The following is a 12,443-nucleotide window of genomic DNA, read 5'->3' on the forward strand; positions in this document are numbered from 1 at the left end:
CAACGCCGCGCACTGCGAATCGCCGGACACCATCGACACCTTGACCCGGGGCTCGCTGGAACGGCACTACCGGGTCAACGCCATCGCCCCAGCGCTGCTGACCGCCGAGGTGGCCCGCCTGCGCCGCGGTGACGACCCGCTGTGCGTCGTCAACATCACCACCGACGCCGCGCGGGCGTTCCCCGGCCAGACCGGCTACGGGACGTCCATTGGCGACGGCGGGGTGCAGCGGTGGATGCTGTTGACCGCGGACCGCAAGACCGAGGAGCTGCGCACGCTGGAACAGCGGCTGACCAAGTTGCGTGAGTCCATCGCAGCGGCGAACCGCCGGTCGCGACGGGCCTGGGTGACGGCATGCCCGGCTGTATCTCGACGAAGAGCGCCGCTGGTTTGACCTTGACGCTGCGTCAACTTCTAGCATCGGGGCCATGTCGATCACTGTTCTTGACACCTACTCCGCCATGCGGCGGATTCTGCTGGCCCCGGTCGCGGACCGCGTTGGCCTGCTGCACTCGATGCTGGAGCCCAACAAGGGTATGTACCGTTACAACCCCGGCGAGGTCGACCTGGTTGCCGTACACCTCGCAACGTCCGGGTTCCCCATCGACCGCGACGAGGAGCGTTGCCTCGACGCGCTTGAAACCCTGGCTGCGGCCGGGGCCTGGGAGCGGATGCAACGCGCGCTCGACGACGCTCTCGCCGTACTGCTGGAGGCTACGCCGGGGCTGGAGGCCCCGGACATCACCGTGCTGTTCGTCCTCGGCGATCCGGGTGACGAACACTTCATGGGTCCCTGCAAAGGACTGACCGGGTTCGGCGGCATCTCGGGCAACATCGCCATCACGTTCTGGCCCTTCCCCGAGAACGTGGAGCGGCTGGAGGCCACCGCCGTACACGAACTGCACCACAACCTGCGGTGGAGCCCGGGCGGGGTTGTGTGGGACCCGATGACCGTCACGGTCGGTGAGCACATCGTCGGCGAGGGCCTGGCCGACGCCTTCGCCCGTCAGCTCTATGGCGACGAGCTCGGCCCCGCCCGCATCGGCGTGCCGCACCTGCACGACGACGAGGTCTTCGCCAAGGTCCTCACCGGGCTCGACGTGACAGGCATGCACAACTTCACTGCCTGGGTGCATGGCGACCCCGGCGCCGAGCACCTCGGTGTCACCCCGGTGGGACTGCCGATGGGCGCCGGGTACGCCGCGGGCAACCGGCTGGTCGACACCTACCTGGCGGCGACCGGGCAGACCGCGGCGCAGGCCCTGCACGCCGACGCCTCGGAGATCATCGCAACCACGCTGCGCCGCGGGTAACACTGGAACAATGGAGTGGACGATCCAGGAACTCGCGGCGAGGGCCGGCATCACCAGCCGGACCCTGCGGCACTACGACCGCGTCGGGCTCCTGGTCCCGTCCCGGGTCGGCGCGAACGGGTACCGCTACTACAACCCCACCGCGGTCGCCCGGCTACAGCGGATCCTGCTCATGCGCCGGCTCGGCATGGGCTTGCCGGCCATCGCCGAGGTCCTGGCCGAGGAGGTGGACGCGCTCGACGGGCTCCGCGCCCACATCGCCGCGTTGGAACTCGACGGGCTCCGCGCCCACATCGCCGCGTTGGAAGAGGAACGGGACCGCATCGAACGGCAGGTCCGGTCTGTGCGTCACACGCTCGAGGCTCTGCAGGCGGGGGTGGAACCGCGGATGGATGTCATGTTGGCGGGGTTCAACGACCTCTACAAGGACGAGGTGATCTCACGTTGGGGCGAGCGCGCGTTCCAAGTGAGCAACGACTGGTGGCATGGCAAGAGCCTCGACCAGCAGCGGGCGTGGAAGCAGGACACCGACGACCTCGTCGCCGCATGGGTTGCTGCAGTGAAGGCCGGGGATTCGCCGACATCGGAACACGCTCAGTCGCTGGCTGCCCGGCACGTCCAGTGGCTGAGTCGGATCCCGGGCACCCCCACCGCCGAGGGCGACCGGGAGCGCTCGATCGAGATGGTGAACGGCATTGGGGACATGTTCGTCGACGACCCCCGCTTCGCCGCCATGTACGACGACGAGGCGGGGGCGACGTTCGTCCGCGACGCGCTGCACACGTACGCGCGTACCCGGATGTAGCTCGTGTGGTTCGCAGAAATGACCATTTCTGCGACGCACACACCGTCACTGCCGTCACGCAGAGCTACTTTGCCCCTGGTGACGCCGACCCGAGCGGGGAGCCAAGGAGGCGTCGGTGACGGTGACATGCGGAATCGACTGGAGCGAGAAACACCACGGCATCGCCCTGGTTGACGAAGGCGGCAAGCTGCTGGCCAAACGACGCATCAGCGACGACGCCGAAGGTTGGCGGGTCCTGGTCGAGTTGCTGGCCGAACACGGCGCCCACACCGGTCGCTTGCCCGGTCGGTGCGCGGCCGACTGTCCGGGGCGACCCGACCGGGTGGCACCCGAAAGGAATGCCTCTTCGCTGCGTATCCTCGCGTAGTGAAGATCATCTGCAGTGCGGCCGGTGCTCTCGCGCTTGGTGCGGGATTCGGTGCACTCACCTCCCTCGTCAAGGACGCATCCCTGGGCGGGGTGTGGGTCATGAAGATCGCCGAAGTGGCGAGGCTGCTGCTGGACGTCGGCTGGTCCTGGGCCGCACTGGCGGTGGCGGCGGGATGGCTGGCAGGTACACGCATCCGGGGGGTGGCCGCCGGTGTTCTGGCATTGACCGCGGCTACGACGGTGTATTACTGCACGGAGTCCACCCTGAGAGGTCTGCCGTTGGCCTGGCAGGTGAGGTGGATGCTCCCTTGGCTGCTCGCGAGCCTGCTCTTCGGGCCGCCTCTGGGCGCTGTTGGCGCGACCATCAAGGACCATGGAGTGATCGGCCTGCTTGCCGGATTGACGGTGCCAGTCGGCGCGATCGTCGAGATGACCTTTATGCCACCCGAAATCTTCCTGATCGGGCGTTCGACGGCGACCTCGGTTCGGGTGATCGTCTGTGCGGCCGCCGCGATGGGCGTTGCTGTCGTCCTCATCCGTTTCCTCATCGTGAAACAAAGCCCCCGCCGAGATCCGAAGTCGGATCGCTCGTCTTGCTGGCGTTGAAACCTGGCCTCGACCGCACCGGGTTCCCGGGTCGGCGAGGTCGGTTTTCCCCTTCCCTCTCGGTCCCCGGCTCGCCCCCGAAGGACCTCGACAGGCGCGCGGCCGGGTCCACAGTCCGTCGACCGAGCGTCAAGCGTCAGCGGGGGAGCGGACTTGACCGGCGGCAAGCGTCGGCCATACTGCGGGCCGGGGGCGGAGCCGACCATTTCTGAGAACTGACATTCTCGGAGGTAACGGGAAGCCAACTTCCCAGAACCTAACAAAAGCCCAGGTCACAGGCCCGCGATGGGCGAATGCCGGACATAGTCGAGGTTATGTACAGCTAGCGGAGCGCTGACTGACCAGGAACAGGATCACCGGTCCCGCAGATTCACGACCGGCCCGAAAACGATGACACTCTCAGCCGGAGAGCTCCGCTCGGGCTTTGACCAGTGCGGCTTCCCGGATCTGCTTGTACTGACCGATCTGCGGTGCCCACTCTTTGAGCACCTCCTGCTGGTAGGTAGCGAAACGGGCACGTTCCACCCGGGACTTACCGGTCTGCACACTGCATTCGGCGTCCGCCGTCGCGATGCGGATCTCCTCGGGATGCGCCTGCTGACGTGACACGTTCTTGTCCTCGTAGAGTTCGGCGGACGCTTCCCATGCGTCGCTCCACGCCTTGAACGCGAAACCTTTGGAGTGCATGCATTGGCGCCAGGACTCGGCGGCTGCGAGCACTTGGGGATCCTTGCCCCACCGGCCCTTCAAGGGGATGCCCAACCCGTTCATCACTCCGCTGACGTGGACGTACGTCTGGAGATCACCGTACAGTTCCATGTGCGCATCGCCGATACAGCCTTCGGCGGGGATGGCCACCCTCGTTATGCCGGGAATCGTCGCCTCGGCGCGGCCGCCGTCACCGAGCATGGCCTTGTCCCAGGCTTTCCGCCGACTGGGGGACAGGGAGTTCACGTAGGTGGCGTTCGGATCTTTCGGCTCGGCCCGCCCGTCGGTCCGGCGGTAAAGTCCATACCCCTCGCGCCGGCTCTTGGTGATGTCGTCGTTGGTGAGGTCCAGCCGGAACTGGTCGCCCCAGACTGCTCCTCCGGTTCCTGTGGCCTCCTCAGCTGCACCGGGCTTCGAAGTGCGATAGGTGAAACCGTGCAGCGCCATGCAGCGTGCGATCTTCACCTGCATCGCTTTACTAAGGGTTACTCGGTCGGCATGGCTGCCATAGGCGGCCATGAACGTCGCTTGCGGGTCTGTCACCTGAGTGCTCGAAGAAGCCGGTGATGAATGCGCGGCCTCTGGCGGTGCACCACCCTGGGAGCAGGCTGTCAGCGACAGGCCGCCTGCCACACTGACGGCAGCGGTATATACCCGAAGCCGGTTGCGGCCCGATGCGAACATGGAGAGTCTCTTTACTGGTCGTTATCGTCTGATTTCTCGCCCCGTACCGGCCCGGGAGAAGATCTTAACGTAAAAATTTTCGGTGTGGGGCGGGCGCCGACCGCCCCACACCGAAAGCTAGATTTTGGTTTCGCTATTCGGTGGCGTTAGAGGCTGCTAGAGCCAGTGCGACGAATTATCCTGGCCGCCGGGGTTCAGGTAACTCCACGCATAATACTGCGGCTGGGTGTAGAGATGCCCCACTCGTCCAGAAAAGTCATAGACCGCGACAGAAGCACCGCTGGTACCGTTGTTGTAAGCCGACCAGTCGTTATTGGCGAGCGAGAAGGCCCGCTGAGACGAGCTTCAGCAAACGCATGTCGCTATCCTTTCGGTTGGCGGAGCTGACGTTCCGCCTGGGTAAGGTGTTCGCGTCGCGCCTGGAGGCCGCTTCCGGCTCTTTCCAGGCCGACGCGCGCACTTCGCAATGAATTGCTTTCGTTCGCCGGTGCGTCCGTGTTGCGACGCCCGAGCGAGACGATCATCAAGCTACACATTTTTTTAGCGAAGCAAGCTTTTCGTTCCGGAGCATAGTTTTTCGAGGCCGAGAAAAGTCAACCTCTTCTGGTGGATAGTCGCAAATCCAGTTCATACGGTTTTTCGCTACTCTCTGCGAGAGGTGTAACACTGAAGATCGGAAGGCGGAGCCCCAGAGCACAATCACTTCTACCGGAAAACTGGATAAGCTACATCTAGTGGAAGTTGCTTCCCAGGAAAAGTGCAGGCCATAGGCCCGCACCGGGTAAATGCTGTACATAATCAAGGTTATGGGCGGGGTCGCCGGGTTCGAACGATGACGTTTGGCGAACTGGAACAGGGGCATGACGAGCATCGGAACGAAAAGTCCCGTTAGCAGAGCAGAGTTGAGCGGCTTACCGTGACTTTCCGTTCGGATGCGTCTCACGAGAGCGTTTTCGCAGGTCACGACTTGCGGGTGAGCCGGTGGGGCTGCTGTTGCGCGCGGCGATGACGTGAGGGCGGCGGAGTGTCTTGGCCTGGGTGAGCCGGTGGGGGGCGGCCACCCACTGAGGGCGATCATGTCAGTTTCAGTGGAACGCCCTTACCGCCAGCACCGATGGGACGGGGTGCTCGCGTGGCTCGGAGAGCCGATCGATGCTCAGCCCCGCGTCGATGAACGCGTTGATCAGGTCGGGCAGCGGCACGTGGCTCATGCCGACCCGGTCTCGAACCCCGCCTTCGCGCCACCACGGCGAGCGCTTGTGCCAGCCCTTGAGCCGGTAGGTGGGATGGATGACCACCGCTCCGTCCATGCGGAGCTCGATGTGCGGCCCGTTGAAACAGGGATGCACACCGTAGAACAGCAGTAGCCCGCCTGGAAGCAGCACTCGGGCCGCCTCCTTGATCAGCCCGGCGAAGTCGCCGATATCGGTGGAGACCCAGAGCGCGGTGACGGTGCCAAAGGTGTCCGCGGCAAACGGGAGCGTGGTCGCGTCGCCCTGGAGGAGCGGGGCACCGTCCCTGCGGCGGGCGAGGCGCAACTGGTCGGCTGAGCGGTCGAGGCCGACGACGGTTCGACCAGTGGATCGGATGGCATCGAGGTAGAGGCCGGTGCCGCAGCCGACGTCCAGACACAGGCCTTCACCGGGGCCTAGAAGATCGGCTATGTCAGCGATGTTGGCGGTGGCACCGGGCCCGATGTAGTCGTCGTACCACTCGGCTTGGCCGTCATATCTCGCGGTCATGATTCATTCAAACATCAAGTCCGCGCGGCCCACTGAACAATCATCTCTGCGCGCAACAGCTGTGATGCGCGACTTAGGTGGAGTGGATCCACACGACGCACAGCGACCTCGCCAGCCCTGAACTGTGGCCGGTGGGCACTTACGCCGGTGGGGCACCTGCGGTGGCAGCGCCATCGCCCCCGGCTCGACCCCGAGGATCTCCGCGGCACGCTCCAGCGCCTTCTCGGCCCGTGAGGAACAAGTCCGCGAGATCCGGCGGTAAGGGCCCTCGTTGTGGGCTATTCAGGCAGCTCTGCGATCATGTCGCTGTGATCAGCCAGGGGCTGGAGGGCTACGGCCGGTTCGGGTCGCTGTCGCGGGCCGGCCGGGATCGGCCGCTGCACTGGGCGATCAGCCAGACCAGCCATATCCGCCCGATCTTTTCCCCGGTACTACGGGGACCCCACCTCGACCTCGAGGGTGTGCCCGACCTGGGCACGTCCCCTGGATCGACCTGACCCGTCCGGCCTGACGAACGGCCCGGTGTCAGCGGCTTCACCGCTCAGAAATCCTCCGCCACGTCGTCAGTTCTGGTAGCCCCTCGCCACCTACGGAAGGATTGACGACCATGACCGAGGCCAGACTGCTAGGCGACGACGAGGCCGCGTTCATCGCGGCGGCCCGCTCAAATGACGCAGCACAGTTCGCGCTCATCACGGAGCGCTACCGGCGTGAGCTGCAGGTGCACTGCTACCGGATGCTCGCGAACTACGACGATGCCCAGGACATGACGCAGGAGACGTTCCTGCGGGCGTGGAACAAGCGGGAGTCGTTCAAGGGCCACGCTGCGCTGCGGACCTGGCTGTACCGGATCGCGACGAACGCCTGCCTCGACTTCCTGGACAAGCGCAACGACCGCATACCGGTGCCTGCCGAGCTGCCGGGCGCGGACTCGGAAGTGCGCTACCTGCAGCCCTACCCGGACCGGATGCTCCCGGAGGACCCGCAGGAATCGGTGGTGGCGCGGGAGACGATCGAGCTGGCGTTCATCGTCGCCGTCCAGCACCTGCCGCCGCGGCAGCGGGCGGTGTTCATCTTGCGCGACGTCCTCGGCTGGCCGGCGTCGAAGGCCGCCAACGCCCTCGAGCTGACCGTCGCATCGGTGACCAGCGCACTGCAGCGGGCGCGTGTGACGATGCGCGAGCAGTTGCCCGACCGCCGCCTCGACTGGCGGAGCCCTGCCACGCACGAGCTGTCGGATGACGAGCGCGACGTGGTGAAGTCGTACATGGACGCCCATGAGCGCAACGACCTCGACGGGCTGATGGCCCTGCTGCGCGACGACCTGCGCTTCGCGATGCTGCCCGACCCGGGCACCGTGACCGTCACGGCCAAGGAGGCGGTGGACGGCTGGGCCTCCAATGGGCTCTTCCAGCGCGGCTACGAGGACTGGCGCTGCACCGCCACGACGGTCAACCGCATGCCTGCCGCCGCGCTGTACCTCCGCACCCCCGACGACCCGGAATACGGTTTGTTCACCATCGCGGTCCTGCACATCGTCGACGGGAAGATCGCCGAGCTCACCGGATTCGACGCCGCCGACAAACCATGGCTGGGCCTGCCCCCGACACTGTCATCAGACAAAGGCCCCATCGTCGACGAGTCCAGCGCACGGGCCGCCGTCACCGAAGTCACCGCCGAATGAGCACCCCGACCAGCTGAACACCCCCGCGGCAACGCGGACATCACCGCCCCGCCGGCAACGCCGGCGGGGCATCTTCATGCCCGAAGATCATCGTCACGATCAACGACGCCGTCGCCCTCATCTCCACTGCTCACTTGGAACGCGAGGAAGGGCCCGGGGAAGGATCCCCTCATCGCCGAGGGTCACGGTGAGCACGCCAGGAAGGATTTCGACCTGGCCTCACGAGCCGAGCATCTGGCCCGTGCTCATCGCCTCGTCTCGTATCGGGTCAGCACCACGCCGCCGGGAAACGTCCGCGTCTCCACCAGGTTCAGGTTCACCCAGCTGTCCAGCGCGGTGAAGAACGGCGTGCCGCCGCCCACCAAGGCCGGCACGGTGACCAGCACGTACTCGTCGATCAGCCCGGCCCGCATGGCCGCTGCGGCGAGTGTGGCGCCGCTGATGTCCATCGGGTCGCCGTCCTCGGCCTTGAGCCGGGTGATCTCGGTGACCGCGTCGCCGGTGACCAGGCGGGTGTTCCAGTCGACCTTGTCGATCGTCGAGGAGAACACCACCTTCGGCATGTCCCGCCAGCGGCGGGCGTACTCGATCTCCGCCGGGGTGGCGCCAGGCTGCTGGTCGGCGGTCGGCCAGTGGGAGCTCATCGTCTCCCACAGTTTGCGCCCGTACAGCGCCAGGCCGGTCGCCCCCACCCGGTCGGACCACCACTGGAACAGCTCGTCGCTCGGTACGCTCCAGCCGAGGTCGTCGCCGGGCGCGGCGATGTAGCCGTCCAGGCTCAGGTTCATGCCGAAGATCAGTTTCCGCATCGTGTCAGCCTTCCGTGAGTCGATCTCACACATACAGACGGGCGCGGCGCGGAAACCTAATCGGTGCGCGATCTGCGTCCGCAGGTAGTCCTCGCGTTCCGGACTCAGCACGGCGTACTCGGCGGGCTCGAGCACCACCGACCGGATCTCGATTTCACCCTCGCGAACGCCTGGTCACACAGCTACAGCGCCGGCCCCTCTCACCGCGCTGGAGATCGCCAAGCGGTTCCCGACGCTGGGCATCTCGCTCGGCGACCAGCGGCCGCACGTGCGCCGCAAGATCCGCGAGTACCTACCTCTCTAGCGGCGCCGACGCAGCTAAGCGTTGTTTTCAGCGCCTGCTGCTGAAGGGCCAGTGGGGTCCAGCACCTTGCGTGGGGCCGCTACTGGGCGACCGCGCGGCCCGGCCCGGTCATCGCCGGCCTCCAACTCTGCGCCCGGCGGGGTCGCGTTCGGCCTGCCACCGGCCGAGCGCCTCGGCCGACACCCGGGCGTACTTGGTCAGTGATCGCACCGAGATGTGCCCGAACAGCGCCACCAGCATCGGTGTGGAGGCGGCGTGCGTCAGGCCGGAGTTACGACCCGCCCGGTAGGTCGGTGATGTGTCGAACACCTCCGCTGCCCGTCGGTACGACAGCCGGGCGCGGCTGGTGCGGGGGTCGACGTCGACCAGCGCCACCGAGGGGCGCGCCTTGCGATCGGTGAGAAACACCGGGCCGGTCTCCGGAAGTGTCCGCACCGAGGCCATCCGACCCGCCTCCCGCGCTACCGCAGATAGTTTCCGGAGTCCCCCGGCCGGGCCACCCGCCCTCACCGTGGGCTCACGACGACGACCAGTTGCTGACCCTGCTGGTGACGGTCTGGGCCCTGATCACCGGGCGTACGCCGCCCAACCGCCCCAGCGATGAGCTCACCGAGACCGAGCTCATCGCGTTCTGGGCCGATGCCCAGACCGCCGGGTCCCCGGCGACGCCACCTCAGGAGCGACCCCGATGTTCTCCGTACCCGTACTTCTCACCTTGACCACCACCACGCCGGTGACGACCATCGCCTGCGCGCTCACCCTGGCCGCCGGCGCCACCTGGCCCACCGCCCTGCTCAGTGGCGCCGCCACTGAGCCTGCTCACCCACCTGCTCGATCAGCACCGCGACAAGCAATAACCGGTCGGCCTGAACCGATCCGGCCTCCCTGGGATGGTGCGGGCCGGGACCGGCCCAAAAGCCGTAGCCCAGCCCGCGACCATCCGGCAAGGCACCAGCGCCGGATGGTCACTCGACGCCTTGATCCCTGAAGGACAATTCGGTAACTGCGCGCGGTGCCGTGACGTGCTCGACAAAGACCACACGGTGTGAGACACCGATGCGCTGGACGCTGGTGAACATCCTGTTCAACCGAGATCTGGCGGGCGACCCGGAACACGTGCGGTGCGCACGCTGCGGATACACCGCCGACCAGTTCGAGGCGCCGACGCGGACCGGATCCTACTTCACCGTGTCGCGGGAACAACCTCCGGATGGCCACCGGATGCCACCGGAGTGGACGTGCCCGTCCTGCGGCCGGGCAGGTCCGCTGGAGACCGGAGAGTTACTGAGCAACGACACTGCTGTGCACTGCCGCCGTACGTTCCTATGCCGGTACTCCTGGACGGTTTGGAATCACCGACGTCGTCGGCGCCTCCAGCGCTTTGGGCGCTGCCTTGCGGTTTCGGGTGTTGTGCGGCCCGGCGCGGGCCTGGAGGGCGGACCTCCGGCTGAATTTTCCGCCATTACTACCGAGACCCCTGGTCATTGGCGTGGCGGGCGCGGCGTCCCTGCTGGCCGTATAAAGGAAAGTCACGGCAAGCCGCTCAACTTTGCTCTGCTAACGGGACTTTTCGTTCGGATGCTCGTCATGCCCCGTAACAACTGGGCAGTGGGCCGGGTGTTCAGTGGGAGGCGGAGTGGTTCTGGGAGCTGAGCTTCTGTGAGCATGCCAATCCCAAAGGCCGGTCGACGCCTCGTCGTGACGGTTCGCGACACAGCTGTGGGCTTGCCGGACATGACCTAGGCATGAACGTCACCGATACCGGGCCGCCGCGCACCCAGCGCTTCGCCCGCCTCTACGAGCAGACGTATGCCGCGTTGCTGCGGTTCGTCGAGCGTCGTGTCCATCCCTCCCATGCCGAGGACGTGGTCGCTGATGTGTTCCTCGTCGCCTGGCGGCGCCTGGACGACGTGCCGCCGGTGGCGGACGAGGCTCGGGCCTGGCTGTTCGGCGTGGCGCACCGCGCTCTGCGCAACAGGCTGCGGGCCGACCAGCGGCGGCAGGCACTTACCGTTCGCATCGCCGACAGCCAGCTGACCGGCGCCGCGGCGGCCGGGCTGGACCCCGACTTGGTGGCACGCCGGCTCGACCTCGTCCGGGCGTGGCGGCGGCTCAGCCCGCGCCACCAGGAGACGCTCGCCTTGGCCGTGTGGGACGACCTCACAGCCCCACAGGCCGCGCGGGTGCTCGGCATTTCCCCCGTCGCGTTCCGGCTTCGGCTCACCCGGGCCCGGCGTGCCCTGCGCCACCACGCCGACGCGGTCCCCGCCACTACAACCCAGCCCGTGGCAACCGCCACCGTGAACTCCCGGAGCATGCGATGAACGACACCCTCGACCACGCCCTGCGCGACCTCGACCCGGCCGTCACTCCCGCCGACCTGGACACTAGCACCGACCCCAAGGCTCGGGTCCTGCTGGCCCGGGTGGTGGCCACCGACCCGATGGAGGCGCCCGCCCCGACGACCAGCAGCCCTCGCCTGCTCACCGCCGGGCGTCTCACCGCTGCCGGCGCAGGGGTGGCTGTCGGCATCGCGGCAGCGCTGCTGCTGCCCGGCGTGTTCGGCGGTGGCTCGGCGATGGCAGCGTGGACCGCGACGCCGCACACGGTGAGCGGTGGCCGGGCCGCCGACGCCCAGGAGAAGTGCCTCGACAGCGCCCGGAACGCCGCCACGCGCACAACCGGGCGTGAGCTCGGCTTCCGGCCCGTGGTGACCGAGGGCCGGGGGCCATGGACGCTCGTCTATGTCAACGACGACAGCAGCCATCTGGCCGAGATCACCTGCCTGCTCCGCGATGGCGACCTCGTCGGCTCGCAGGGCAGGACGCCGGGGCCCGACGCGCAACCGCTTCCGCCGGTTCCCGCGGGGTCGGCGCGGGCCGCCCTCGGCGCGGGCACGAGCACGAGTGAGGAGAGCGTGCGTATCGTGACCGGCAGGGTCGGTGCCGGCGTGGTGGGTCTGGAGCTCTCCACGGAGGCGAAAGGCAGCGTTACCGCGACCGTCACCGGCGGCTACTTCGCGGCCTGGTGGCCGGACGCGCCGACGACGGAGGAGCGCGAGAACGCCTCACCTCGTGGCGGCGTCAAGAGCGTCACGGCAATCCTTCAGGACGGGTCGCGGCACAGCGTCCCCCTCGAGGAGCTCACCGGCCGGACGAGCGCGCAGCTGAACACATCGGCCACGGGCGGCTCCGCGCGCGACTGATCTGGCCACCTGCGGCGGCGCCGGGCCTCACGGTCCGGCGCCGCCGAATACTGGGGGGACGGACACGGCGCGGCGAGGTCGTCCCCGGACTGCTAATGGTTGTCCAGCTGTTGCTTGGTTAAGCAACAGTTCTTGAGTTGAGGGCGCCGACTCCTCCTCGCTGTGCACGCTTGCTGCCTGCGAACTGCATCTTCTCCCGTTTGCCAGATCGATC

Annotated in this window: 12 protein-coding genes and 2 pseudogenes; 9 read left to right on the forward strand and 5 right to left on the reverse strand. The window is 67.1% G+C overall.

All coding sequences use genetic code 11. The features are described 5' to 3' along the window. From AB0J58_RS42135 to AB0J58_RS42155, 5 genes and pseudogenes are all read left to right on the forward strand, one after another. A pseudogene (locus AB0J58_RS42135) lies at positions 1 to 394 on the forward strand (hypothetical protein); the annotation flags it as partial. A 34-nt stretch (positions 395 to 428) separates the two neighbouring features. Then, positions 429 to 1,313, forward strand: a complete 885-nt coding sequence (locus tag AB0J58_RS42140) for a DUF2268 domain-containing putative Zn-dependent protease (protein ID WP_364226872.1) — start codon at positions 429 to 431, stop codon at positions 1,311 to 1,313. Between the two features lie 10 nt (positions 1,314 to 1,323). Further along, entirely contained in the window at positions 1,324 to 2,118 is a 795-nt protein-coding gene (locus AB0J58_RS42145) for a MerR family transcriptional regulator (RefSeq protein ID WP_364226874.1), read from the forward strand. A 115-nt stretch (positions 2,119 to 2,233) separates the two neighbouring features. After that, a pseudogene (locus AB0J58_RS42150) lies at positions 2,234 to 2,380 on the forward strand (transposase); the annotation flags it as partial. 104 nt (positions 2,381 to 2,484) lie between these two features. Continuing rightward, entirely contained in the window at positions 2,485 to 3,093 is a 609-nt protein-coding gene (locus tag AB0J58_RS42155; RefSeq protein ID WP_364226876.1) for a hypothetical protein, read from the forward strand. A gap of 399 nt (positions 3,094 to 3,492) precedes the next feature. On the opposite strand, the gene AB0J58_RS42160 is transcribed toward AB0J58_RS42155, so the two are convergent. Both AB0J58_RS42160 and AB0J58_RS42165 read right to left on the reverse strand, forming a co-directional pair. Beyond that, positions 3,493 to 4,485 (reverse strand): hypothetical protein, encoded by a 993-nt coding sequence (locus tag AB0J58_RS42160; RefSeq protein ID WP_364226878.1) that lies wholly within the window; start codon positions 4,483 to 4,485, stop codon positions 3,493 to 3,495. Positions 4,486 to 5,570: 1,085 nt separating this feature from the next. After that, positions 5,571 to 6,227: a class I SAM-dependent methyltransferase gene (locus AB0J58_RS42165; RefSeq protein WP_364226880.1), complete on the reverse strand. Its 657-nt coding sequence runs from the start codon at positions 6,225 to 6,227 to the stop codon at positions 5,571 to 5,573. A gap of 308 nt (positions 6,228 to 6,535) precedes the next feature. Here AB0J58_RS42165 and AB0J58_RS42170 point away from each other — a divergent pair, with 308 nt between their 5' ends. Both AB0J58_RS42170 and AB0J58_RS42175 read left to right on the forward strand, forming a co-directional pair. After that, positions 6,536 to 6,724: a hypothetical protein gene (locus AB0J58_RS42170; RefSeq protein WP_364226883.1), complete on the forward strand. Its 189-nt coding sequence runs from the start codon at positions 6,536 to 6,538 to the stop codon at positions 6,722 to 6,724. A gap of 110 nt (positions 6,725 to 6,834) precedes the next feature. Then, on the forward strand, positions 6,835 to 7,911 hold the full coding sequence (locus AB0J58_RS42175) for an RNA polymerase subunit sigma-70 (protein ID WP_364226885.1): 1,077 nt from the start codon (positions 6,835 to 6,837) through the stop codon (positions 7,909 to 7,911). 245 nt (positions 7,912 to 8,156) lie between these two features. Here AB0J58_RS42175 and AB0J58_RS42180 read toward each other — a convergent pair whose 3' ends face one another. The 3 genes from AB0J58_RS42180 to AB0J58_RS42190 form a co-directional block, all read right to left on the reverse strand. Beyond that, positions 8,157 to 8,720, reverse strand: coding sequence for a dihydrofolate reductase family protein (locus AB0J58_RS42180; RefSeq protein ID WP_364226898.1), 564 nt, complete (start codon positions 8,718 to 8,720; stop codon positions 8,157 to 8,159). Between the two features lie 412 nt (positions 8,721 to 9,132). Continuing rightward, positions 9,133 to 9,459, reverse strand: a complete 327-nt coding sequence (locus AB0J58_RS42185; RefSeq protein ID WP_364226887.1) for a hypothetical protein — start codon at positions 9,457 to 9,459, stop codon at positions 9,133 to 9,135. Positions 9,460 to 9,645: 186 nt separating this feature from the next. Further along, positions 9,646 to 9,834: a hypothetical protein gene (locus AB0J58_RS42190; protein ID WP_364226890.1), complete on the reverse strand. Its 189-nt coding sequence runs from the start codon at positions 9,832 to 9,834 to the stop codon at positions 9,646 to 9,648. A 935-nt stretch (positions 9,835 to 10,769) separates the two neighbouring features. Between AB0J58_RS42190 and AB0J58_RS42195 the strand changes: the two genes are divergently transcribed. Both AB0J58_RS42195 and AB0J58_RS42200 read left to right on the forward strand, forming a co-directional pair. Next, the gene (locus AB0J58_RS42195) at positions 10,770 to 11,348 is read left to right on the forward strand and encodes a sigma-70 family RNA polymerase sigma factor (protein ID WP_364226893.1); all 579 of its coding nucleotides are present in this window, start codon (positions 10,770 to 10,772) and stop codon (positions 11,346 to 11,348) included. After that, positions 11,345 to 12,229: a hypothetical protein gene (locus AB0J58_RS42200; RefSeq protein WP_364226895.1), complete on the forward strand. Its 885-nt coding sequence runs from the start codon at positions 11,345 to 11,347 to the stop codon at positions 12,227 to 12,229. Before AB0J58_RS42195 ends, AB0J58_RS42200 begins: the two co-directional genes overlap by 4 nt. The last annotated feature ends 214 nt before the right edge of the window (positions 12,230 to 12,443 follow it).

It is taken from the genome of Streptosporangium sp. NPDC049644 (assembly GCF_040675205.1).
Lineage (GTDB): Bacteria > Actinomycetota > Actinomycetes > Streptosporangiales > Streptosporangiaceae > Streptosporangium > Streptosporangium fukuiense.

Excerpts from the sequence above, each read along its gene's own strand:
- AB0J58_RS42140 (WP_364226872.1), top strand. The coding sequence starts at position 429 with ATGTCGATCACTGTTCTTGACACCTACTCCGCCATGCGGCGGATTCTG.
- AB0J58_RS42145 (WP_364226874.1), top strand. The coding sequence starts at position 1,324 with ATGGAGTGGACGATCCAGGAACTCGCGGCGAGGGCCGGCATCACCAGC.
- AB0J58_RS42160 (WP_364226878.1), bottom strand. The coding sequence starts at position 4,485 with ATGTTCGCATCGGGCCGCAACCGGCTTCGGGTATATACCGCTGCCGTC.
- AB0J58_RS42165 (WP_364226880.1), bottom strand. The coding sequence starts at position 6,227 with ATGACCGCGAGATATGACGGCCAAGCCGAGTGGTACGACGACTACATC.
- AB0J58_RS42175 (WP_364226885.1), top strand. The coding sequence starts at position 6,835 with ATGACCGAGGCCAGACTGCTAGGCGACGACGAGGCCGCGTTCATCGCG.
- AB0J58_RS42180 (WP_364226898.1), bottom strand. The coding sequence starts at position 8,720 with ATGCGGAAACTGATCTTCGGCATGAACCTGAGCCTGGACGGCTACATC.
- AB0J58_RS42195 (WP_364226893.1), top strand. The coding sequence starts at position 10,770 with ATGAACGTCACCGATACCGGGCCGCCGCGCACCCAGCGCTTCGCCCGC.
- AB0J58_RS42200 (WP_364226895.1), top strand. The coding sequence starts at position 11,345 with ATGAACGACACCCTCGACCACGCCCTGCGCGACCTCGACCCGGCCGTC.